Source organism: Trueperaceae bacterium, from assembly GCA_019454765.1.
Lineage (GTDB): Bacteria > Deinococcota > Deinococci > Deinococcales > Trueperaceae > JAAYYF01.
Genome location: JACFNR010000013.1, coordinates 1 through 22,506 on the forward strand (window position 1 = coordinate 1; position 22,506 = coordinate 22,506).

At 71.7% G+C, this 22,506-nt stretch carries 20 protein-coding genes and 1 tRNA gene; 6 read left to right on the plus strand and 15 right to left on the minus strand.

Annotation, left to right across the window (positions count from 1 at the left end; translation table 11 throughout):
• Positions 1-548: transposase (locus tag H3C53_05600; protein MBW7916144.1), on the minus strand; the 548-nt coding region annotated here is incomplete at its 3' end.
• 62 nt (positions 549-610) lie between these two features.
• On the opposite strand from H3C53_05600, the gene H3C53_05605 reads away from it, so the two are divergent.
• The 3 genes from H3C53_05605 (at position 611) to H3C53_05615 (ending at position 2,689) form a co-directional block, all read left to right on the plus strand.
• Positions 611-1,141, plus strand: coding sequence for a hypothetical protein (locus H3C53_05605; protein MBW7916145.1), 531 nt, complete (start codon positions 611-613; stop codon positions 1,139-1,141).
• Positions 1,138-1,995, plus strand: a complete 858-nt coding sequence (locus H3C53_05610; GenBank protein MBW7916146.1) for a nucleotidyl transferase AbiEii/AbiGii toxin family protein — start codon at positions 1,138-1,140, stop codon at positions 1,993-1,995. Before H3C53_05605 ends, H3C53_05610 begins: the two co-directional genes overlap by 4 nt.
• 481 nt (positions 1,996-2,476) lie before the next feature.
• Complete coding sequence (locus H3C53_05615) at positions 2,477-2,689, plus strand: hypothetical protein (protein ID MBW7916147.1); 213 nt, start codon at positions 2,477-2,479, stop codon at positions 2,687-2,689.
• Between the two features lie 22 nt (positions 2,690-2,711).
• Here H3C53_05615 and H3C53_05620 read toward each other — a convergent pair.
• Together H3C53_05620 and H3C53_05625 are read right to left on the minus strand one after the other, a co-directional pair.
• A tRNA-Pro gene (locus H3C53_05620) sits at positions 2,712-2,788 on the minus strand.
• Between the two features lie 152 nt (positions 2,789-2,940).
• Positions 2,941-3,339: a hypothetical protein gene (locus H3C53_05625; GenBank protein MBW7916148.1), complete on the minus strand. Its 399-nt coding sequence runs from the start codon at positions 3,337-3,339 to the stop codon at positions 2,941-2,943.
• 131 nt (positions 3,340-3,470) lie between these two features.
• Here H3C53_05625 and H3C53_05630 point away from each other — a divergent pair, with 131 nt between their 5' ends.
• The gene (locus H3C53_05630; protein ID MBW7916149.1) at positions 3,471-4,130 is read left to right on the plus strand and encodes a VOC family protein; all 660 of its coding nucleotides are present in this window, start codon (positions 3,471-3,473) and stop codon (positions 4,128-4,130) included.
• Between the two features lie 45 nt (positions 4,131-4,175).
• Positions 4,176-4,868, plus strand: a complete 693-nt coding sequence (locus H3C53_05635; GenBank protein ID MBW7916150.1) for an NUDIX domain-containing protein — start codon at positions 4,176-4,178, stop codon at positions 4,866-4,868.
• Here the strand turns inward: H3C53_05635 and H3C53_05640 are convergent.
• The 3 genes from H3C53_05640 to rpsO all read right to left on the minus strand — a co-directional run bounded on the left by H3C53_05640 (position 4,865) and on the right by rpsO (position 9,643).
• Positions 4,865-6,739, minus strand: coding sequence for a ribonuclease J (locus H3C53_05640; GenBank protein MBW7916151.1), 1,875 nt, complete (start codon positions 6,737-6,739; stop codon positions 4,865-4,867). The two genes, H3C53_05635 and H3C53_05640, sit on opposite strands and share 4 nt — an antisense overlap.
• 179 nt (positions 6,740-6,918) lie before the next feature.
• Positions 6,919-9,120 carry a polyribonucleotide nucleotidyltransferase gene (gene pnp / locus H3C53_05645; GenBank protein ID MBW7916152.1) on the minus strand — a complete coding sequence of 734 codons (2,202 nt, stop codon included), beginning with the start codon at positions 9,118-9,120 and terminating at the stop codon, positions 6,919-6,921.
• A 253-nt stretch (positions 9,121-9,373) separates the two neighbouring features.
• A complete protein-coding gene (gene rpsO / locus H3C53_05650; GenBank protein ID MBW7916153.1) occupies positions 9,374-9,643 on the minus strand; it encodes a 30S ribosomal protein S15 in 270 nt (89 codons plus the stop codon).
• Positions 9,644-9,889: 246 nt separating this feature from the next.
• Here rpsO and H3C53_05655 point away from each other — a divergent pair, with 246 nt between their 5' ends.
• On the plus strand, positions 9,890-13,006 hold the full coding sequence (locus H3C53_05655; GenBank protein MBW7916154.1) for a DUF4062 domain-containing protein: 3,117 nt from the start codon (positions 9,890-9,892) through the stop codon (positions 13,004-13,006).
• Positions 13,007-13,075: 69 nt separating this feature from the next.
• On the opposite strand, the gene H3C53_05660 is transcribed toward H3C53_05655, so the two are convergent.
• Genes H3C53_05660 through murC form a run of 9 tightly spaced genes read right to left on the minus strand, consistent with a single transcriptional unit; the run spans position 13,076 to position 22,499 of the window.
• Positions 13,076-15,040 (minus strand): S9 family peptidase, encoded by a 1,965-nt coding sequence (locus tag H3C53_05660; protein MBW7916155.1) that lies wholly within the window; start codon positions 15,038-15,040, stop codon positions 13,076-13,078.
• 2 nt (positions 15,041-15,042) lie between these two features.
• Complete coding sequence (gene rlmB / locus H3C53_05665; protein ID MBW7916156.1) at positions 15,043-15,798, minus strand: 23S rRNA (guanosine(2251)-2'-O)-methyltransferase RlmB; 756 nt, start codon at positions 15,796-15,798, stop codon at positions 15,043-15,045.
• Positions 15,799-15,826: 28 nt separating this feature from the next.
• Positions 15,827-16,690, minus strand: coding sequence for a riboflavin biosynthesis protein RibF (ribF, locus tag H3C53_05670; protein ID MBW7916157.1), 864 nt, complete (start codon positions 16,688-16,690; stop codon positions 15,827-15,829).
• 41 nt (positions 16,691-16,731) lie between these two features.
• Positions 16,732-17,223: an NUDIX hydrolase gene (locus tag H3C53_05675; protein ID MBW7916158.1), complete on the minus strand. Its 492-nt coding sequence runs from the start codon at positions 17,221-17,223 to the stop codon at positions 16,732-16,734.
• Between the two features lie 27 nt (positions 17,224-17,250).
• A complete protein-coding gene (gene ftsZ / locus H3C53_05680) occupies positions 17,251-18,324 on the minus strand; it encodes a cell division protein FtsZ (protein MBW7916159.1) in 1,074 nt (357 codons plus the stop codon).
• A gap of 27 nt (positions 18,325-18,351) precedes the next feature.
• Positions 18,352-19,584, minus strand: coding sequence for a cell division protein FtsA (ftsA, locus tag H3C53_05685; GenBank protein MBW7916160.1), 1,233 nt, complete (start codon positions 19,582-19,584; stop codon positions 18,352-18,354).
• Positions 19,577-20,176, minus strand: a complete 600-nt coding sequence (locus H3C53_05690; protein MBW7916161.1) for an FtsQ-type POTRA domain-containing protein — start codon at positions 20,174-20,176, stop codon at positions 19,577-19,579. Before H3C53_05690 ends, ftsA begins: the two co-directional genes overlap by 8 nt.
• Position 20,177: 1 nt before the next feature.
• Complete coding sequence (locus H3C53_05695; protein MBW7916162.1) at positions 20,178-21,032, minus strand: UDP-N-acetylmuramate dehydrogenase; 855 nt, start codon at positions 21,030-21,032, stop codon at positions 20,178-20,180.
• 12 nt (positions 21,033-21,044) lie between these two features.
• Positions 21,045-22,499: a UDP-N-acetylmuramate--L-alanine ligase gene (gene murC, locus H3C53_05700; protein MBW7916163.1), complete on the minus strand. Its 1,455-nt coding sequence runs from the start codon at positions 22,497-22,499 to the stop codon at positions 21,045-21,047.
• Between the last annotated feature and the right edge of the window lie 7 nt (positions 22,500-22,506).

Sequence of the window (22,506 nt, forward strand, 5' to 3'; positions counted from 1 at the left end):
TCCCCGTGCGCGTCATCCCAGGTGGCGTCAACGTCGATGATGACGCGGCCTACGTGCTTGCCCAGGCGGCGCTGGTGGCGCTTAAGCACCGCGTCACTGAAGGCTCGACTGGCGGCCTTGACCCGCGCCTCATCGAAGGCATTCTCGAGGCGCGAGATGGTCGGCTGCGACGCCAGCTCACCGCCGGTCCCTGGGCACCTGCCGAGAAGCAACTGGTGCGTCGGGTCACGCCGCAGCCGGGCCGCGTCGTTGGCGTCCTCGTACCCGTTCCCGATACCGAATACGCGCTGTTGGACGACGCTCAACAGCGAGTGCCTGACCTTGCCTGCCGCCCTCGAGTCCGGCAACGCGCCCGCCACCGCCCTCGTCAACCCCAACCGGACATCCGCCAGCTTCAACAAGAGCGCCCCACCATCAGAGCTGCTGGCGGGCTGGTCGAACACCGCCAGAACCGGCTTCACGAACCCACCCTCGAACAGCACAGACTGCGAAGTGGTAGTCTCTCTCACAAGAAGGCCTCCGAATGCTAGAAAGTGCGTCTGGTACACCCTTTCTACCATATCGAAGGCCTTCTCTCCTTACCCACTCATGAATAATCCGCGCTAGAGGCGTGAAATACAGGGAGATCGTGCGCGACATCGCGCTCGACAACTACGGTTTCGTGACCACTAGCGAGGCCGCCGAGGCCGGCGTGCCGGCCGTCGAGCTCCCCAAGCTGGCCGCGCGGGGTGGGCTCGAGAACGTGGCGTACGGCCTGTACCGGGTGACGGACATGCCGGCGACGGTCTTCGACCAGTTCGCTGAAGCGCTCCTGCGCGTGGGAAAGGGGGCGTACCTCTACGGCGAGTCGGTGCTGGCCCTGTTCGGGCTCGCCGACGTGAACCCCCGGACCATCAAGGTGGCCGTCAACCGGCGGGCGCGCCCGAAGCTGCCGCCCTACATCGAGCTGGTCCCGGTGAAGGTCGGCGAGCGCACGACTCACTACGAGGGGCTGGCGGCGCAGCCGGTAGCGGAGGCGATCTTGGCCTCGCGCGGGCGCATCGAGACTGAGCGGCTACGTGAGGCCGCCAAGCAGGCGCGAGCGGAAGGGCTGCTGACGACGGTCGAGTGGCGGCGCGTGAGGCGGGCATTGGCGGCGTGAGTTACGTTGGCGCGCCGAAGACCGTGCGCTCGCTAGAGCAGCGTATCCGCAACCTCGCGGGCGGCGAGGACCTGGCTCTACGGCGGCGCATCAGCATGGCGCTGGTGGTGGTCAGCCAGATGTTGCCCGAGGGCGCCATCAAGGGCGGTAGCGCCATGGCGCTGCGGTACGGTCGAAGGACGCGATTCACCCAGGACGTCGACGCTGCGCTGGTGAAGTCACTAGCCCGGTTCCAAAGCGACTTCGAGCAGTCCCTGGCAGCAGGTTGGCAAGGGTTCACCGGCAGGTTGATCAAGCGTCCCGCCCCGAAACCGCCGGCCGTGCCCACCGCTTACGTCATGCAGCCCTTCGAGGTGAAGCTCGACTACCGCGGCCGGTCATGGTGCAAGGTGAAGTTCGAGTTGGGGCACAACGAGCTGGGTGATGCGGACGAGCCGGAGTACCAGCTCGCCGAGGACCTATCGGACCTCTTCGCCGATGTAGGCTTCGATGCCCCGCAGCCTGCTCCGGTCCTGCGCGCTGAGCATCGGATCGCGCAGAAGCTCCACGCGCTATCTGCCGAGCGTAGTGATCGCGCACGCGACCTGGTTGACCTACAGCTTCTCGAGCAGCGCGAGGAGCTCGATCTCGTAGCCGTCGCTGCGACGTGCGCGCGGCTTTTCGATCACCGGCAGCAGCATGCATGGCCTCCGACGATCAGTTTGGGCGCGAACTGGGACACCCTCTACCTCGAGGCAGCCGAGGGCCTGGAGGTGCGCCCCGGTGTCGAGGAGGCGGTCACGTGGGCGAACGAGTTCATCCAGCGCAACGCGACGAACGGTACGCGGCCATCGTCAGCTAACGAGGGTTTCTAGTCGGCCAGCAACTTGAGGGTTCTGGTCGCAGAGACGTGTCCACCGAAGCCGGGAGGACCACCCAAGCGATTTCTGAATGGCTTCGGGAGGTCCCACAAGTGGGGCGATATCGACCGGGAGAACGGCTGGATCCGCATCGAGCGTAAGCTGACGCTCCTACCGGGCGGGGTGTTTACCTTCGACGAACCCAAGACCGAGGACAGAAAGCGCGCCGTTCCCCTGTCGCAGAAGATGGCTGCCATCCTCCAGGCGCATCTCAAGCGCCAGGAGGAGCTGCGCGCCTACGACGAGGAGTTAGACCTGGTCTTCGGTGATCTCAGCGGCCAGCCCGCGGACTCGCGCAACGTCCTGCGCCGCCCCGTGAAGCCAATCGCGAAGCGCGCTGGGATAAGGCGTAGCGTGACGCTGTACAGCGCGCGTTACTCCATCTTGACGGACGCGACCAACGGGACGCGCGCCCCCCAAGCTGACCTCGCGCGTCATGGGACACAAGCCCGTCACCTTCTCCGAGGACGTGCACGACGATCCAGACGGCGAGGCCCTGCGCGAGAGCACGGCCCACATGGACGCGTTCCTGCCCGATGCCGACAGCGGTTCCGAGGGAGAAGAGGCCGCTAAAGTCCCTTGGGACACTCTTTGGGACACTTTGAAGAATCCCGCGCTGATCACCTCGGCGCGGGATTCTCGTGTGTGACGTCCTGGACGTCATTTCCTAATGGTCGGGGTGGCCGGATTTGAACCGACGACCACTTGACCCCCAGTCAAGTGCGCTACCAGGCTGCGCTACACCCCGGTGTTCCTTCGTCCCTCACGCGGCGTCGGCTTCGGTGATCGCCGCGCGGGCGGCTTCCGTCAACCTGACCGGCCAGCGTCCAGGCCGGAGAGGAGTGTAACACGCGCCAGTTGGGAACTGAAGCGGTGCTTCGGGCCGGCCGGCGCGGTCTTTCAGACCCCACCGGCGACGAAACTGGCGCCGATGCCGAAGGCCATGACGGCGAAGAGGAACGCCGAAGCCGTGACGGTCACGGGCGTTAGGCGGGCTCGGCGCACGTCCTCGGGGAGCCAGTAGAAGATGAGGAAGAACAGCAGCGGGCCCAGACCACCAAGGTAATGGATGTAGAGCTGCTTCGGCCCGAGGCCCTGGTCGAGTAGCTTGATGCCAAGGAGCGCCTGCACGATCAGGCCCACCTGGGCAAGCACCAATGCGGCTTGACCCCACGCGGGCAGAGGGCGCCGGCGCCAGGCGAGCACGGTGCTCACGACGAGTGCCAGCAAGGTCAGGGCGAGCACCGCCACGCCGCTGACCACGTGAGCGGCGGGTGGCAACCATAACGAGTCGATCATCGGTCCTCCACGAGCGCGCCCGGGGCAGGCGCCGTGGCGCCGGCGCCTGCCGTTCGGGACGCGGCCCGGTGAGCTTACCCCGGACTCCGCTGGACGTCGGTCGGCGGCCGTGGATGCTGTAACGTCGGCACATGGCGCTTCCCGCCGAGCCCACGCTGGATCACCTCGTGTATGGCGTCACCGACCTGCCGGCGGCCGTCGAGCGCATCGCGGACGCGACGGGGGTCGCGCCCGTGGAGGGCGGACGCCACCTCGGGCGCGGAACTCGGAACTTCCTAGCCGGGTTCACGCCGACGGCGTACCTCGAGATCATCGCCCTCGACGCCGAGCACCCCACCGCGGCCGGCACCGCCGTGCCGTTCGGCGTGGACCGGCTGCGAGAGGACAGGCTCATCGCCTGGGCGGTCCATCCGTCTGGCGCGGCGGCGGCAGCGGCCGAGAGTCGCCGCCTCGGCGCGGACCATGGCGACCTGCGGGGCATGTCGCGGCTCACCACCTCTGGCGCGACGCTCGACTGGAGGCTCGCCCTCGCGGAGCCCGACGCGGCCGGCGCGCTCCCGTGGGGCGGCGTCGCGCCCTTCATCATCGACTGGGGCGCCACGCGCCACCCCGCTGCCGACCTGCCCCGTCTTCGCTTGGCGGGCTTCATGCTCGTCACGCCCGACGTGACCGCCCTGCGGCAGCTCCTCGGCGCCGTCGGCGCCACGAGCGACCCGCCGCCCAGCATGGTGGCGGGCCCCGCCGGACTCCGCGCGATCATCGCGGGTCCACGCGGCGAGCTGGAACTGTAGAGCACACCGCGGCGGCCGGACGCCTTGACCCCGTATCATCCGGTCGTGCACCACTCGGCGGCCACCAACTTGGAACCGCTCGACGTCCTGGGTCCCGATGGCCGGTCCACGGGCGTGGTCAAGGCGCGCGGGAAGGTCCACGAGGACGGCGACTGGCACCGCGCCATCCACATCTGGGTCGTCCAGCAGGAGCGCTACGTGCTCCTGCAACGCCGCTCGCGCGACAAGGAGCTCGAGCCGCTCAGGCTAGACGTCAGCGTCGGCGGTCACCTGCGGGCGGGGGAGACGCTCCTCGACGCCCTTCGCGAGGCGGAGGAAGAGCTGGGCCTGGAACTCAGGCCAGGGCAGGTTGAGTACCTCGGCACCGCCGTCTCTGAGAGGCGATACCCGGGCCACGAGCCGCCGCTTCTCGACCGGGAGCACCAGGACGTCTACGTGGTGCGCGACGACCGCCCCCTCCAGGCGTACCGCCTCCAGGCGAGCGAGGTCGACACCCTCTACGAGGTGCCGCTCGAGAAGGCCATCGCCCTGTTCGAGGCCGGCGAGCCGGTCGCCGCGGCGGGCTACGACAGCATGCGCCGCCCCAGCGACGCGCTCCTCTACGCCGCGGACCTCCCCAGCCAGGGGAGGGAGGTCCACCTCGAGGCGCTGAGGCGCGTCGCGGCCTACCTGCGAGGCGAAGGGGCGCCGGACATCGCCCGGCGCCCCTTCGGCGTCTACACGCCGGCTGACGTCTAGTTCTCGATGACGGTCGGCACGATGAGGGGCGTGCGACCCGTCGCCTTCCGGATGTAGCGGCGCACGGGGTAGAAGATGTCGTCGCGGATGTCGCTCAACCGGCGCTTCTCGCGCACGCCCCGCTGCAGGCTCTCAAGCGCGATGCGCTCCACCTCGTCCTTGAGGCCGTTGTTGCCGTGCACGACGCCGCGCATGATCACCTCGACGGCGGGCGTCTTGCTGGCAAGGGCCATGATGACGACCACGCCCTCGGCCGAGAGCGTCTGCCGGTCGCGGATGATGGGCTCGGTCACCTCGTCGCCGGCCTTGCCGACCGTGTCGATGAGCACCACGCCGGCGTCGACGCTGCCCGTCACCTTCATGTCGTCGCGGCTCAGCTCCACCACGTCGCCGTTGGCGACGATCATCGTCTTCTGCGGCGGGTGGCTCATGCCGTCGGCGAGGCGTTGATGGTGCACCTGGTGGCGCATCTCGCCGTGCCACGGGAGGAAGAACTTGGGCCGGGTCAGGTCGAGGATGAGCTTGAGTTCCTCGCGGCTGGCGTGACCGGAGGCGTGCACCTTGTAGGCGGGCGGGTAGAGCACGTTGACGCGACTGGCGTAGAGCTGGTTGATCACGCGCCCGACCGCCTCCTCGTTGCCCGGGATGGGGTTGGAGGAGAGGATGACGGTGTCGCCGGGCTTGAGGCGGATCTTGCGGTGCGTACCGTTGGCGAGGCGCGACAGGGCGGCCATCGGCTGGCCTTGTGAACCGGTGCACAAGAAGAGTACCTTGTCGTCCTGCAGGTCGCCGATGTCGTCGGAGTTGAGGACGGGGTTGCGCGACTCGATGTAGCCCAGTTCCTGGGCGATGTTCATCGCCTTGATCATCGAGCGCCCCTCGAGGACCACGCGCCGCCCGTACTTCTCCGCGATGCGCAGGAAGTTCTGCAGCCGGTGAACGTGCGAGGAGAACGTGGTGACGATCACGCGCCCCTTGGCCTTGGCCACGATCTCGTCCACGGCCATCGCCACGTCGTGCTCGCTCGGCGTGTAACCCGGGCGCTCCGCGTTCGTGCTGTCGGAGATGAGGAGCAGCACGCCCTCGGCGCCCGCCTGCGCCAGCTTGTGCAGGTGGCTCGTCTTGCCGTCCGCCGGGTTGTAATCGAGCTTGAAGTCGCCCGAGTGCACCACGCGCCCGATGGGCGTGTGGATGACCAGTCCCGAGTTGTCCGGGATGGAGTGGGTCATCCGGAAGAAGTCGACGGTGAAGTTCGGGCTGATCTTGACGCGGGCGTCGGTGCTTATCTCGTGCAGGTCGACGTCGGCCTCGCTGAGCTTGAACTCCTCGAACTTGCCGCGCAGCAGCCCGAGCGTGAGGCGCGCGCCGTACATGGGGACCTTCGGGAGCAGCCGCAGCATGTACGGCAGCCCCCCGATGTGGTCTTCGTGCCCGTGCGTGAGGACCCAACCCTTCACCTTGTGGGCGTTCTCGACCACCCAGTCGATCTTCGGCACGATGATGTCGACCCCGAGCATCTCCGTCTCCGGGAAGGCGAGCCCCCCGTCGACGAGGAGGATCTCGTCGTCGTACTCGAAGGCGAACATGTTCTTACCGATCTCGCCCATGCCCCCGAGGGCGATGACCTTGAGGCGCTTGTCGTCCGCCGCGCCGGTCCTGGGACCGCCGTCTTGTGGGGCGGTGGCCCGCTGGCCCTGCGAGCGGCCCCGGCCGCGCCGAGCGCGCCCCTCGCCCTCCTTGGGCTTGGGGGCGTCGTGGCTGGGTGGCGCCGAGGCGTCGGGGCGCGCCGTGCCGGGCCGCCCCTGGGCCTTGTCCTGCTCGGCCCGCCTGGGCCGGCGTCTACCGGTGAGCTTGCGCTCGTCGTCTGCCATATGTTCCGTCCCGAGCCGTCCGCGTCCGCGCCTTGCGGCGCGCCTCACGGGCGGCGCGGGCTCCCTTCGTGTCGCTTGGTCGGGGCCGCGCCTTGCTCGGCGCCGGCCGCCGGTTGGTCGTGCGTGGTGGGCGGCGCGTGAGCGCCGCCCGTGAGCCGTGCCTCAGAGGCGGCGCTACCTCAGAAGCGGTCGCGCCTCGGGCCGCGGTCGCCGCCGCGACCGCCGCGGTCGTTGCCGCGCCTCTCGCCCGAGCGGCGCGGACCGCGCGGGGCGATCTTGCCCTCCAGCTCGGGCCTCACGAGGTCGATCTTGCCGCGCTCGTCGATGCCGTTGACCTTCACCTTCACGTGGTCGCCCTGCTTGAGGAAGTCCTCGACGTTCTCCACGCGCTCCTCGGCGATCTGGCTGATGTGGAGCAGGCCGTCCGTGCCGGGGAAGAGCGTGATGAAGGCGCCGAACTCCGTGATCTTGGCGACCACGCCGTCGTACTCCTTGCCAAGCTCGGCGGTGGCGGTGATGGCCTCGATCTGCGCCTTGACGGCCTGCGCCGCGTGGGAGTCCTCCGAGTAGATGCGCACGGTGCCGTCCTCCTGCACCTCGACGGTGGCCCCCATGGCCTCCAGCTCCCGGATCTGCTTCCCGCCGGGCCCGATGACCGTGCCGATCTTGTCGGTCGGGATCTTGACCTGGAGGATGCGGGGCGCGCGCGCCGAGATCTCTGCGCGCGGCGCCGGCAGGGCACCCTTCATCTGCTCGAGGATGTGCAGCCGACCAGCGCGCGCTTGCGCCAACGCCTCGCGCATGATGGCCGCCGTGATGCCACCGATCTTGATGTCCATCTGCAGCGCCGTGACGCCCTCCGCCGTCCCGGTCACCTTGAAGTCCATGTCGCCGAGGGCGTCCTCGGAGCCGAGGATGTCGGTGAGGATGCGGTAGTCAGCGCCGTCCATGACGAGGCCCATGGCGATGCCCGCCACGGGCGCGCGCAACGGCACGCCGGCGTCCATGAGCGCAAGGCACCCGGCGCAAACGGTGGCCATGGACGACGAGCCGTTCGACTCCAACGTCTCGCCCACGACCCTGACGACGTACGGGAACTCCTCCTGGCTGGGCATGACGTCGAGCAGTGCCCGCCGCGCCAGGTTGCCGTGGCCCAGCTCGCGCCGGCCCGTGCCGCGCAACCGCTTCACCTCGCCCGTCGAGAACGGCGGGAAGTTGTAGTGGAGCATGAACTCCTCGCTGTTGTCGAGGCCGAGGTCGTCGACGAGGCGGTTGTCGCGCCCGGTGCCGAGGGTGGCGACGCCGAGGACCTGCGTCTCGCCCCGCGTGAACACCGCCGAGCCGTGCGCCATGGGCAACACGCCCGTCTCGATCCAGATGGGCCGCACCTGGTCGGACCGGCGGCCGTCCGTGCGCAGGTTCTCCTGCAGCACGAGGCGCCGCATGGCGGCCTGCTCGGCCTTGTCGAAGGCGGCCTTCAGCTCGTCGACCTGCTGCTTGGCGCCGTCCGCCTCGACGTCGGGAACGAAGCCCGCGACCATCTCGTCGCGCAGCGCCTTCAGAGCGACGGCGCGCTCGTGCTTGCCGCCTGTCAGGAGGGCGTCGCGGAGGCGAGCAGCCACGGCGCGCTCGACCTTCGCGGCGACCTCGCTCGACACCTGGCTGGCCGGCGTGAAGCCGCGCTTCTCGCTGCCGATCTCGGCGCGCATGCGTTCGATCAGGTCGACCACGGGCGCGAGCTGCGCTTGGGCGAACTCGATCGCCCCGACCATCACGTCCTCGCTCAGCTCGTTGGCGGCGGCCTCGACCATGAGGACGGCGTCCTTCGAGCCGGCCACGGTCAGCTCCAGTTGCGAGCCGCCGTCGTGGAGGACGCGCATGCTGGGGTTGGCGACGTACTGCCCATCGACGTAACCCACCCCGCAGCAGGCGGTCGGGCCGCCCCACGGGATGTCGGAGATGCTGAGGGCCGCCGAGGCCCCGATGGCCGCGAGAGGCGCGGGGTCGTTCACCTGATCGGCGGAGAGGACGGTGACGATCACCTGGACCTCGTTGCGCAGGCCCTTCGGGAACAGCGGGCGGATCTGCCGGTCGACGATGCGGGCGTTCAGCGTGCCCTGCACGCCGGGGCGACCCTCGCGGCGCATGAACGAGCCCGGGATCTTGCCGATGGCGTAGTGGCGCTCCTCGTACTCGACGGTGAGGGGGAGGAACGGCACGGGGGAGGCGCCGTCCGACATCTCGGCCGTGACGAGCACGAGGGTGTCGCCGTACCGGACGGTGACGCTACCGGACGCCTGCTTGGCGAGCTTGCCGGTCTCGATCACCAGTTCGCGTCCGCCGAACTGGGTGGTGTACTTGCGGTGGTTGGGTAGGTTCACGCTCTCTCCTTCGACTCCTGCTCGACCCGCTGCTTGGCGCGGCCGCACCTACGGGGTGCGCCTGCGCCGTTTGGGGCCCCGGGACCGGGGCGACCGGGGCGTTGCGCGTGGCGCGGCGCCCGATACCGTGCGAACGGCGAGGCCCGGAAGGCCTCGCCGCTAGTGCCGTGACTAGTTGGGCCGCCGTGTCCGACGACCGGCCGCGTGATGGCGCCGGGCCGGCTCAGCAGGGCGACACGCTCCCGACAGCCCGTTACCGGCGCAGGCCGAGGCTGGCGATGAGTTCCTTGTAAGCGTCGTAGTTCGTGCGCTCCAAGTAAGAGAGGAGCCGCTTGCGCTTGCCGACCATCATCAGGAGGCCACGGCGGCCGTGATGGTCCTTCTTGTGCACCTGCAGGTGCTGGCTGAGCTCCTCGATACGCTTGGTGAGGAGCGCGACCTGGACGGCCGTCGAACCGGTGTCCTGAGCGTCTTTGCCGTACTGGCGCACGACTTCCGACTTCTGTTCCGCGGTGATGGTCATGATACAGAACCTCTCGAAGATCTTTCGCCCCGAACCGGATCCGTTGCATAGTCGTCGATGCCGGCCCAGGGGTCAACGGGTGATGTTAACACACGGCGGCGAGGTCGTGGGCAGCGCCGCCGGCCGCACCGTGCCGGGCGCGACCGCAAGGGTTCGCGTAGCGGTCGCAGACGGCTCGGCGCCGACCCACTACAATGACCGACGACCCCCTCGAGGTGCGCCGGAACCATGGGTCTCGGAGAGCAGATGGCAACGATCATCGCCGTGATCACCGCGGTCGGCGTGGTGGTCACCATACTTGCCAACCTGACCAACATCGCGCGCTTCGTGCACGAGAGGCGCGAGCGGCGCGGCTCGCCTCCGGGCGTGCCGGTAGCGATGGCGGCCGGTGCGAGCGGTGGCGCGGCCTTGGCGCTCACTCCTCCGCGGCCGCCGCCCTCCGCCATCCTCACGCCGGACCAACGCATCAGGGTGTTCGTCTCCTCCACGCTGCAAGAACTCGCCACCGAGCGCGCGCTCGTCAGGAGCGCCATCGAGGACCTTCACCTCACGCCGGTCATGTTCGAGCTCGGGGCGCGGGCCCACCCGCCCGCGGACCTCTACCGCGCCTACCTGGCCCAGAGCGACGTGTTCGTGGGGATCTACGGCGAGAGCTACGGCTGGGTGGCCCCGGGCGCTAACGTCAGCGGCCTGGAGGACGAGTACTTGTCGTCCTCCGCGCTCCCGAGCCTCATCTACGTGAAGGCGCCCGCGCCCCAGCGCGACGAGCGGCTGGAGGCGCTGCTCGCGCGGGTGAGGGACGAGGCGCGCGCTTCCTACCGTCGCTACTCGACGCCGCAGGAGCTGGCCGAGCTGGTGAGCGAGGACCTGGCCGTGCTCCTGACCGAACGGTTCCATCGGCCCGCGGCCGGCGCCGACGGGGACGACCCCACGGCGGAGCCCGCCCCGCGGGACTGGCAGGCAGGGGCGTTCGACGCGTTCGTGGGCCCCCCGACGAGCGGCGTGGTCGAACAGGTGCCGCCACTGCCGCTGGCGCCCCTGCCACGACCGCTCACCTCCTTCGTCGGCCGCGCCGACAGCCTGCGCCGGCTCTCCGAACTCGTGCTACTGCCGGACACGCGCCTCGTCACCCTGCACGGTCCCGGCGGCATCGGCAAGAGCCGCCTGGCGCTCGAGGCGGCGCGAGGCATGAAGGACGCCTTCCGTGACGGCGTCGCTTTCGTGTCGCTCGACTCGGTGCGCGACCCGGCGCTCGTCCCCACCGAGATCGCCTTCGCCGTCGGCCTCTACGAGACCGCCACCTCGGGGCCGGTGGAGAGGCTCGTCAGCGTGCTCGGCCGCCGCGAACTCCTCCTGGTGCTCGACAACTTCGAGGGCCTGTTGACCGCGGTGCCGCACGTGACGCGCCTCCTGGCGGCGGCGCCCGGGCTCAAGGTGATGGTCACGTCGCGCACGCTCCTGCGCCTGAGCGGCGAGGTCTCCTTCCCGGTGCCGCCCATGAACCTGCCGGAGGCCGACATGCCGCTGACGCCGGCGGCGGCTCTCGAGTTCGGCGCCGTGAAGCTCTTCGTGGAGCGCGTTAGGGCGGTGCTCCCCGCCTTCGAACTGGACGACGAGGCCGTCGCCTCCGTCGTCAACGTGTGCCGGCGTCTCGACGGGCTGCCCCTCTCCATCGAGCTCGCCGCCGCGCGGCTGGGAACCATGTCGGTGAGCGCGCTGGAGGAGCGGATGACGCAGCTCCTGCCGCTCTTGACCGGCGGCCCGCGCGACGCCCCCGCCCGCCAACGCACGTTGCGCGCGACGATCGCCTGGTCCTACGACCTGCTCGACAGGGAGCAACGCGTGCTGTTCGTGCACATGGCGGTCTTCGAGGGGAGCGCCGACCTGGAGTCGATCGAGGAGGTGCTGGGACCGAAGCCCGGCATCCTCGACGGGCTGCGGGCGCTGGTGGACGCCAGCCTGTTGACGCGCCTCGACCCCGACGCGGGTCGGCTCGGCCTGCTCGAGACGCTGCGCGAGTTCGCCCGCGAGGAGCTGACGAAGGACCCGCTCCTCCCCGAGCTCGAGCGCAGACACGCGCACCACTTCCTCGAGCTGGTGGCGGCGGTGCCGGACGCCCTTCGTGGCCCCGAGCAGCAGCGGTGGCTGGAGCGCCTGCGGCACGACGAGGGCAACCTCCGCAACGCCTTCGGATGGTTCGTGAAGCAGGGCGACGCCGTCAGCGCCACCACCATGGCCGTCAGGCTGCGGCCCTACTGGCAGCGCGTCGGCGCGCTCGAGGAGGGGCGCAGGCGCCTGGCGCAGGCGGCCGCCGTGCCCGGCGAGGTCGACGATGGGTTGCGAGCACGGGCGGCCCTCGCCGACGGTGTGCTCGCGTGGCGCCAGGGCGACCTCGCCACGGCGGGCACCGTGCTGGAGCGGGCCCTGGCGCTGGCCCAGGGGGTGGCCGACGTCGTGACGGTGACGACGGCGCAGCGGGTGCTGGGGGCGCTCGCTCAGAACCACGCCGATTACCTCAAGGCCACCAGGCTGCTCGAGGCGGGCGCCGCGGGCGCCAAGGCGCGCGGCGACGTTGAGGCGGTCGCCAGCACCTACCTCAGCCTCGGCAACGTCGCGCTCGACCAGGGCCGTAGCGAGGTCGCCGTCGGCTACTACCAGGACAGCCTGCAGCTCGCCCGGCGCACCGGCGACACGTGGGGGACCGCCATGGCGCTCGACAACCTGAGCGTGGCCGCCTGGTACGCCGGCGACCTTGCCACGGCCGACCGCCTGGGCCGGGAGGCGCTAGCGCTCTATCAGGAGCTCGTCCTGCCGAGCGGCTGCGCCAACATCTGGCACCGGGACGCCCTGGTCGCTTACGCGCGCGGTGACCTCGCCACGGCCGAAGCGCAGGGGCGCGTGGCGCTGCGGGTGCGGCGGGCGCAGGGCGAGGCGCGCGGCGCGGCGTTCGTGATCTACGACCTGGCGCGGGTTGCCCTGGCCAGGGGAGACGCTGCCGGCGCCGCCACGCTCCTGGCCGAGGGTCTCGAGCTGGCCCTGCCGCAGCAGGCGCCGGTCCTCGACCTCCTGTACGTGCAGGGGACGGCCGCCTACCTGGTTCAGATGGAGCGCTTCGACGAGGCCTACGTGCTGCTACGCGTGGTCGACGCCTGGCGCGAGCGGATCGGGGTGCCCGTCGCGCCGGTCAACCGCCGCGAGGTCGAGCGCCTCAAGCAGCAGGTCGAGCGCGTGATGACGCGCAAGGAGCGCAAGGAGCGCATCGGCCTGGAGGCCATGGCGCGCCAGCTGACCTACGAGGAGGCCGTCGAGCGGGCCACCTACGCGCTGGGGATCTCGGGCTACGGGCGGACGGCCAAGGCGTGACGCGCCCGGCCCGGGCCGGCGGCGTACTCGCCGGGACGGCCTCGTGCCGCGCCCTGCGAGTGCCGAGGTTCAGGGGTGCCGCTCGAACCAGTCGACGATCGCCAGCAGCCGCGCAACCCGCCGGTCCGGTCGGCCCGACCGCGACAGGTCGTGACCCTCGCCCGGGACTCGGAGGAACTCCGTCTCGGCCTTGCCGAGCCGCTTTAGGACTGAGAAGAGCTGCTCCGCCTGTTCTATCGGGCAGCGGTGGTCCTCCTCCGAGTGCACGATCAGTAGGGGCGTCACCACCTTGTCGGCGAGGCGCAGCGGGCTCTGGCGCCAGAGCGTGGCCACGTCGCCCCAGGCGACGCCGCCCAGTTGCCGCTCCACGAACCAGGGGCCGATGTCGGACGTGCCGTACATGCTCGTCCAGTTGCAGATGCTCCGCTGCGTGACGGCCGAGCGGAAGCGGTCGGTGTGGCCCACCAACCAGTTCGTCATGAACCCGCCGTAGCTACCCCCGGTCAGGTGGACGGGCGCGTCGGGGCGGCCCAGGCGCGCGCGGCCCTCTTCCGCGAAGGCCATGACGTCGTCGGCGTCGACCGTGCCGTAGGCGCCGAGGAAGCCCGTCGCGAAGGCGGTGCCGTAGCTGCTGCTCCCGCGGGGGTTACCGAAGACGACCGCGTAGCCGCGAGCCGCGAGGAGCTGGAACTCGAAGGAGAAGCCGTAGCCGTAGTTCGTGTGGGGCCCGCCGTGCACCTGCAAGACCGCCGCCCCGTCTGGGCGCGGGCGAGCCGGGCGCAGCAGCCAGTACTCCGCCCCCCCGGCGCCCGCGGGGAAGGGTCCCTCGCTGTCGACCAGCTCGTGCCGGCGGCGCCACGCGTCGTTGACGCCGCTGAGCCGGGTCTCGCGCCCGTCACTCCAGAGCGCGTGCACCTCGCCGGGCGCGTCGGGGCGCTCGGCCACGAACAGCGCCACCAGGGGGCCGTCCTCCGCCGGGGCGGAGAATGCGGTCACGACGCGGCGGCCGCCCTGCAGCGGGGTGAGCTCTCCCGACGCGACGTCGAGCCTAGAGAGGCCGCTGGCGCCGCGGTGGTTCACGTTGATGAGGAGCGTGGCGCCGTCCCCACTCCAGGCCGGGGTGGCGGCGTACGCGCCGTAGCGCGCGTCCCCGCCTGCGCTGGGGGGCGTCAGGCTGGCGCCAGACACGAGGCGCGGCGCGCCGCTCCCGTCGGTCGGCAGGAGCCACACCCCGGCCTCCGACGCCAGGTCGCTCGGCACCTGGTTGGCCGTGTACGCCAACCAGCGGCCGTCGGGCGAGGGCGCCAGGGTGGAGATGCCGGCAAGGCCGGCGAGGCGCTCCTCGAAGGCGCCCGACTCGAGGTCGACGTGAAGCAGCGCGGTGAGGTGGTCCCCCTCCGGCCGCTCGCCCGCCGGCACCGTGACCCACAACGAGCGGCCGTCCGGGGCGAACGCGACCAGGGCCGGCGCTTCGGGCAGGTCGGTGAGGCGCCGCGGTTTGCCACCACGCGCTCCCACGGCGTGAAGCTGCGCCGGCTCGGTCGGCAGCACCCCGACGCCGTCGCCGCGCCAGTAGCGGCGGGTGATGCGCCGGGGCAGGCCCTTCTCGCCCGCCTCGTCCTTGTAGTCGGCGTTCGTCGCGTAGACGAGTTCGCGGCCGGAGGGCGCCCAGGCGAACGTCCCGACGCCGGCGGCGTGATCCGTGAGGCGCAGCGGCTCGCCGCCCGTCAGGGGCATGACGTGCAGCTGCGGCGGCGTCTTCGGCGCGCTCACGCGGAGGAACGCCAGCCGGGTCCCGTCGGGGGAGAAGCGCGGCGCGGTGTCGGAGTAGTCGCCCAGCGTGAACGCCCGTCCGCCCCTGCGCTTGAGGTCGGTGGCGAGGTGGACGCGGCTGCGGTAGCGCGGGGGCGCGCCCTCGGTGCCGGGGACGATGTCGGTCACCACCCACGCGGCGGCCCCGCCGTCGGGGGCGGCCTGCACCCCCGACACGAAGGAGAGGGTGAGGAGGTCGGCGGCTGCCAGCGGTCTCGGCATGCTCACTTGCCGTTCTGCGCGGTGGGTGCGCTAGCGTGACGCCGGGCCGTGACGGCGGCGTACAGGAGGATGCCGGCGGCGACGCCGGCGTTGAGGGAGCCGACCTTGCCGGCCAGGGGGATGGCCACGAGCTCGTCGCAGCGCTCGCGCACGAGGCGGCGCATGCCGTCGCCCTCGGAACCGATGACGAGCGCCAGCTGCCTGTCCCAGTCGAGGTCGGTGGGGGTGGCGTCGGCGGCACCGTCGGCGCCGTACACCCACACGCCCTTCTCCTTGAGCTCCTCGATGGTGCGGGCGACGTTCTTGACGACGACGAGGGGCAGGTGCGCGGTGGCGCCGGCGGCCGCCTTGACGACCACAGCCGTCAGGGGCGCGGCGCGGCGCTCCTCCATCACCACGCCGTGAGCGCCAAGGGCCTCGGCGCTACGGATGATGGCCCCGACGTTGCGGGGGTCCGTCAGGTGGTCGAGAAGTACGAGCAGGAGCTTCTCGCCGCGTGCCGCGGCCAGCTCGAAGGCGGCGTCAAGACCCGTCGTCCGCACCTCGGGGAGGAGGGCGGCGACGCCCTGGTGCTGCGTGGTCTTCAGCGCCTGGTCGAGCTGGATGCGGGGGACCTCGTCGAGCTGGGCGCCCGCGGCCTCGGCGGCGCGGCGCAACTCGCGGAGCATGCCGGGCTGCACCCCGCGGGCGACCGCCACCCGCTCCACCTGCGCGTCGCGCAGGGCCTCCAAGACGGCGTTGCGCCCGTAGATCCACATGTCGGGAAGTATACGGTCGCGGTGAGCGTCAGCGCGCCAGCGCCGCGCGCGCCGCGACCTCGTCGGCCGCCAGTTGGGCCTTCAGCTCGTCGATCCCTGCGAAGCGCCGCTGGTCGCGCAGGCGGGTCACGAAGCGGACGTCGACCTCGACGTCGTAGATGTCGGCGGCGAAGTCGAACAGGTGGACCTCGAGGGCGGGCGCCGCCTCGGCGAAGGTGGGCCGAGCCCCGACGTTGGCCATCCCGCCGTGCACGGCCCCGGCGACGGTGACGGTCACGGCGAAGACGCCGGGCGGCAGCGCCTTGCCGTGGGGGACGATCAGGTTGGCGGTGGGGTAGCCGATCGTCCGGCCCCGGTGCTGGCCGCTCGTGACCGTGCCGCGCGCCAGGTAGGGAGCGCCGAGGAGGCGCGCGGCGCCCGTCACGTCGCCGGCGACGAGCAGGCCCCTGATGGTGGTCGACCTGACGGGGGCGCCGTCCAACTCGAACAGCGGGACCGCCTCGAGCTGGGGCGTGATGGTGCGGAGGTCGGCGAGGCCGCCCTCGCGCCCGTGCCCGAAGCGGAAGTCCTCGCCGACGACCACGGCGCGGGGGCGGAGCGCGGCCAGCTCGGCCAGCCACGCCGCCTTCGGCGTGGCGGCCAAGGCGCGGTCGAACGCCAGGCTCGCGACGGTGTCGGGCGCGAACCCCTCGAGGGCGAGCAGCTTCTCGGCCGGCGTGGCGAGGTAGGTGGCGCCCTCGAACAGGACCCGCGCGGGAGGGAAGAAGGTGACGACGACGGCGGGAGCCCCGGCGGCGTCCGCCAGCTCTCGCATGCGCGCCAGGACGCGCCGGTGCCCCAGGTGCACGCCGTCGAAGTTGCCGATGCACACGACGCCGCCGCGCGCAGTCACGGCGGCGAGCGACCCGGTGGTTGCGGGCGGCGCGGCGCGCCTCACACGAACGTGCCGCAGCGCGCCAGCAGGTGCCTGACAGCGAGCAGCGTGACGCCCGAGGTCGTCTCGCTCCCGTTCGCCACCGCGGTCCACACCTCGAGCGCGTCGCGCCACTCGGGCACGAGGTGCTCGCCCGGGTCGGCGTCGGCTCTAGCCTGGCGCGTGCGGGTCAACTCGAACAGGTGGCAGAGCTCGTCGGTGAAGCCGGGCGAGGCGTAGAGGCGCGTGACGGGGACGAGCTCCCCTGCCAGGTGGACCTCCTCGGCCGCCTCGCGGGCGGCCGCCTCGGCCGGCGACTCGCCCGGCTCGATCAGGCCGGCGGGGATCTCCCACGTGGCGGCGCCCACCGCAGGGCGCGCCTGCCGGACGCCGAGCAGCTCCCGGCCCCGCGCCACGAGGACGGCCACCGCGTCGGGGTGCTCCACCACCTCCCAGTGGCCGTCCAAGGTCGCCACGGTGATGAGCCTGCCGCGGAACTTGACCTCTCGCATCAGATCGTCGCGCCGTCTCGCGGCGGCTCAGTTCTCGGTCGCGTCGGGGTTGTAGCGCAGGAACGCCGGGATGTCGTAGTTGCTGGGGTCGTAAGCCTTGCCGGCGCCGCCGGAAAGGCCGCCACGCAGGTGGGTTGGGCGCAACACGCGCGTCTGCGGCGCCTGGTCGAAGCCGGCCGCGATCACCGTGACGCGCACCTCGTCCCCGGCGTCCTCGTCGCTGGTGACGCCGAACAGGACGTTGGGTTGATCGATCTCGGTGGCCTCCGAGATCTTCTCCACGATGTCGGTGGCGTCGTGCAGCGTGAGGCCGTGCGACCCGGTGATGTTGATGAGCAGGTTGCGGGCCCCCTCGACGCCGCGCGCCAGCAGCGGGGAGTGGGTGGCCGACTCGGCCGCCTCGTCGGCGAGGTTCTCGCCGCGACCGGCCCCGATGCCCATCAGGACCGTGCCGGCACCCTGCAGGAGCGCCTTGACGTCGGCGAAGTCGACGTTGATCAGGCCGGGCACGTTGATGACGTCGCTGATGCCACGCACGCCGTGGTAGAGCACGCGGTCGGCCACGCGGAACGCGTCCTGCAGCGTGGTCTTGCGGTCGAGCGCCGTCATGAGGCGCTGGTTCTCCACCACGATGAGGGCGTCGACCTTGTCCTCTAGCCGCCGCAGGCCCTCCTGCGCCTGCGCCATGCGCCGCGGGCCCTCCATCTGGAAGGGGGAGGTCACGACGGCGATGGCGAGGGCGCCCAGCTCGCGGGCGACCTCGGCCACGATCGGCGCGCTGCCCGTCCCGGTGCCGCCGCCCATGCCGGCCGTGATGAACACCAGGTCGGAGCCGCGCAGCGCCTCCGCGATGCGGTCGCGGTCCTCGAGGGCGGCCTTCTCGCCGACCTCCGGGTTGGCGCCGGCCCCCAGACCCTTGGTGAGGTGGTCGCCCATCTGGATGCGGACGTCGGCCAGCGAGGTGGCCAACACCTGCGCGTCGGTGTTCGCGGCCACGAACTCCACGCCCCTCAGGCCCGTCTCGATCATGCGGTTGACCGCGTTGTTCCCCCCGCCACCCAAGCCGATCACCCGGATGACCGCGTTGTCGACGTTGCTCATCACCTCGTCCACCTTTCCCCTGCCACCTTAGAAGAAGTCCTTCAGTACCCTGCGGATCCTGCCGAAGAGGCCCTCGGCGTCGTCGGCCACCGGGCGGCGCGTGGACGGGACGACCACGGGACCCTGCGCCATGCCGTAACGTACCAACCCCACCGCCGTGGCGTGGGCCGGGCTGGCGACCACGTCGGCCAGGCCGGAGACGCCGTCGGGCTTGCCGATGCGGACGGGCAGGCGGAAGCGGTCGTTGGCCACCTGCTCCACCCCCGGCATCAGGGCCGCGCCGCCGGTTATGACCACGTTGCCCGCCAGCAGCTCGAGGGCGCCCATGCGCTGTTCGATGTCGCGCCTGACCATGTCGAGGATCTCCACGACGCGCGGCCTGATGACCTGCGCCAGCTCGAAGGTCGAGATGGTGGCGGTGTAGCTGGGGTTGGCGACCTCCAGCTCCACGTCGCGGTCGGCCAGCTCGGGCAGGGCAACGCCGTAGCGGCGCTTGACGCGCTCTGCTTCGTCCGGCGGGATGCGCAGCAGCTGGCTGATGTCCTGCGTGATGTGGTCGCCACCCAGCGGGATGACGGCGGAATGCGCCAGGGTGCCGCGGCGGAACACGCCCACGTCGGTCGTGCCGCCGCCGACGTCGATCAGGAGGGTCGTGAGCTCCTGCTCGCCGCGGTTCAGCACGGCCAGTCCGGAGGCGAGCGCCTGCACGACCATGCCGTCGACGCCGATGCCCGCGTCGGTGGCGCACCGCCGCAGGTTCTGCAGGGGTCCCTGGGCGCCGGCGACGATGTGCACGTCGACCTCGAGGCGCACGCCGGACATGCCGAGCGGGTCCTTGATGCCGTCGTTGCCGTCGACCACGTACTCCTGCGGGATCACGTGGAGGATCTCCATGTTCGCTTCGAGCGGCACCGCGCGGGCGTTCTCGATGGTGCGGTCGACGTCGGAGCGGGTGACGTCGTAGCCGCGCCGTATGGCCGTCATGCCGTGACTGGTGAGCGCCTTCAGGTGGCTGCCCGCCACCCCGACCCAGGCGGAGTGGACCTCGACGCCGGCGACGCGCTGGGCGGCTGCCACCGACTGGCGCACGGCCGCGATGGTGCGCTCCAGGTTGACGACGACCCCCTTGCGCAGGCCGTCGGAAGGCACCGTGCCCTCGCCGATGATGTCGAGCACCCCGTCGGACGCGACCTCGCCGATGACGGTGCAGATCTTGGTGGTGCCGATATCGAGCCCGACGATGATGTGTTCGTCACTCATGTGCCTTGCTCACTCCCCAAGGGTAGACCGCCATGCGGCCCCCACGGTGGCTGACGAATGCCGACCAGTGCTCGCGCAGAGCCTCAGCGCTTGGCGTGAAAAGCCGTGTGCCGTTCAACTCGATGTCGAACCCTTCCGGCGAGTAGCTTATCACCCTGACACCAAACGGCCGCAGCAGCCTCAGGAGGGCGAGAGCCTCCGTGACGCGCTCCGGCCCCCAGCCCTCGAGCAGTGGTAGCCCAGCCGTCTCGGCCGGGGTCGCGCCGACAAGGACTGTACCATCGTCGGCCCAGGTGGTCGCGCCGCTGGTCAGCGCGGGGAAGCGTTCCCGGACGGTGATGGCCACCCTGTCGGGCCACTGCCTGACCACCAGCGCCTGCAGCACCCACGGGTCGGCCGCGAGGCCGCGCACGCGCCCCGCCGTCACCCACAGGAACGGGTCGCCGACGGCCACGTCGGCGAGGCGCATGATGGCCGCGGCGTCGTGATGAACCTGCCCGGCGACCGTCACGTGCTCGACGCGGGGCGCGAAGCGGCTGACGACGAGCGCGGCGCCCAGGGCCACGAGCGTGGCGACGAGCAGGCGACGCACCTCAGAAGCCCCAGAGGCGCCACTCCAGCTCGAGCGGCGGCCGCACGCGCGCCTGGACGAGCGCCAGCAGCGCCCGCATGTCCGCGGCGGTGGCGCCGCCCAGGTTGACGATGAAGTTGCCGTGCTCGTGCGCCACCATGGCGTTCCCCACGCGCGCGCCCTTGAGGCCGGCAAGGTCGATGAGGCGCCCGGCCGACTCACCCGCGGGGTTCTTGAAGGCGCACCCGGCCGACTTCACCTTGGGTTGGCCCGCGCGGGCGGCGTCCACCACCAGCATGCGCTCCGCCACGCGCTCAGGCGTGGAGGCCACGAGGCGCAGCCTGGCGCCCGTCACGATGGCGCCCGGCGGCAGCGAGGCGTGCCGGTAGGCGAAGCCGAGGGAGGCGGCCGGAACCACCTCGCGCGCGCCGTCCACGAACAGCTCGACCTCGACAAGCGCGTCGGCCATCTCGCCGAAGCGCGTGCCGGCGTTCATGGCCACGGCGCCGCCCAGCACGGCTGGCACGCCCGAGAGGCCCTCGAGGCCGGATAGCCCCGCGCGCTGCGCGCGTCGCACGAGCCCGGGCAGGGGAGTGGCGGCCCCCACCCAGGCGTCCGCCCTCTGCCCGAACGTGGCCATGGTGTTGTAGCTGCGCCCCAGCCGCACGACGCGCTCGTCGACGCCTGCGTCGGCCACCAGCACGTTGGCGCCCGAGCCCAGCACGAGGTACGGCGCGGCGGTCGCCTCGCGCAGGCCGGCGTCGTCCTCCACCTCCCACAGCTCGGCGCTCCCGCCGACCTGCAGGGTCGTGAGGTCACGCAGGTCGAGGGTGCGCACCCTGGCGCCTCCGCGCGCGCCGCCCGTCCGCGTCGTCACCGCCGGCACCCCTCAGGCCCCTGGTGTGGCGTGCGCGCCGGGCAGCGACTCGCTCCCGGCCCCGGCCTTGGCCGCCGCCCGGGCGCCGAGCGCGGCGGCGACGCGCCACACGTCACCCGCCCCCAGGGTGATCAGCAGGTCGCCGGGGGCGGCCGTTTCCGCCAGGTAGCCCTCCACCTCAGCGAGGTCGAACACGCGGGCGCTCACCCCGAGGGAGCGGATGCGCTCCGCGATGAGCTCGGGCGACACGCCGGCGATCGGCCGTTCGCCCGCACCGTAAACGGCGAGGACGAGCACCTCGTCGGCGAGCGCCGCCGCCGCCGCGAGGGCGGGCCACTGCCTGGCCGTGCGCACCCAGCGGTGCGGCTGCAGCACGGCGCGCACGCGGCGCCCCGTGGCGCGCGCCGCCTGCAAGGTGGCGGCCACCTCGGTGGGGTGGTGCGCGTAGTCGTCGATGACGAGGGCGCCGTTCAGCTCGCCGTACGACTGCCAGCGCCGCCCGACGCCGTGGAAGGCGGCCAGGGCGGGTAGCGCCGGTCGCGGGTCGAGGCCGGCGGCGTGGACCGCCGCCACGGCCGCCGCCGCGTTGAGCACGTTGTGCTTCCCGGGCACGGCCAGCGTGACGGCGCAGGACGTCAGGCCCGGGCCTGTCAGGGTGAAGGTGCTGCCGGCGGCGGCGAGCCGCACGTCGTCGATGCGGTAGTCGGCGCCCGCGTCGACCCCGTAGGAGCGCGCGGCGGGGTGGCCCGCCACCAGCTCGGGGAGCCCCGGCCAGTCGTGGCAGTAGACGAGGCGTTCGCTGGCCAACGCGAATCGGCGCGCCGCGTCGCGCAGGTCCTCCACCGACGCGTGGTAGTTGCGGCGCTCGTCGTACTCGCCCGCCACGTGGTCGTCGTCGAGGTTCGTGATCACGGCCACGCGGGCGGCGAGGTCGGCGAAGCCCGGGTCGGATTCGTCCACCTCCGCGGCGAGCCACGGCCCGCGGCCGTAACGCATGCTGCCGCCGATGCTCGGCAGCGACGCCCCGAGCTGGACGGAGGTGTCCGCGTCGAGGGCCAGGAGCATGGTGGCGACCATGGCGGTCGTCGTGCTCTTGCCGTGCGTGCCGGTGACGGCGACCGCCTGGCGGCGGGCGAACAGCTCGCCGAGGAGGGCGATGCGGCGCATGACGCGCACGCCGGCCGCGCGAGCGGCCGCCAGCTCGGGGTGGTCGAACGGCACGGCCATGCTGTGGACGAGCACGTCGGCGCTCGCGGCGTGCCGGGCGTCGTGGCCGGTGCTCGTCGCGATGCCGAGGGCGTCCAGGTCGTCGAGCGCCGCGCCGCCCACCTGGTCGCAGCCGCTCACGACGAACCCCTCGGCGTGGCACCAGCGGGCGAGGGCCGCCATGCTGACCCCGCCGATCCCCATGAAGTGGATGTGGCCGCCCGGCACGTCGCTGAGGTCGGGCCGGGTCGTCGTCGTCATGTCGCGT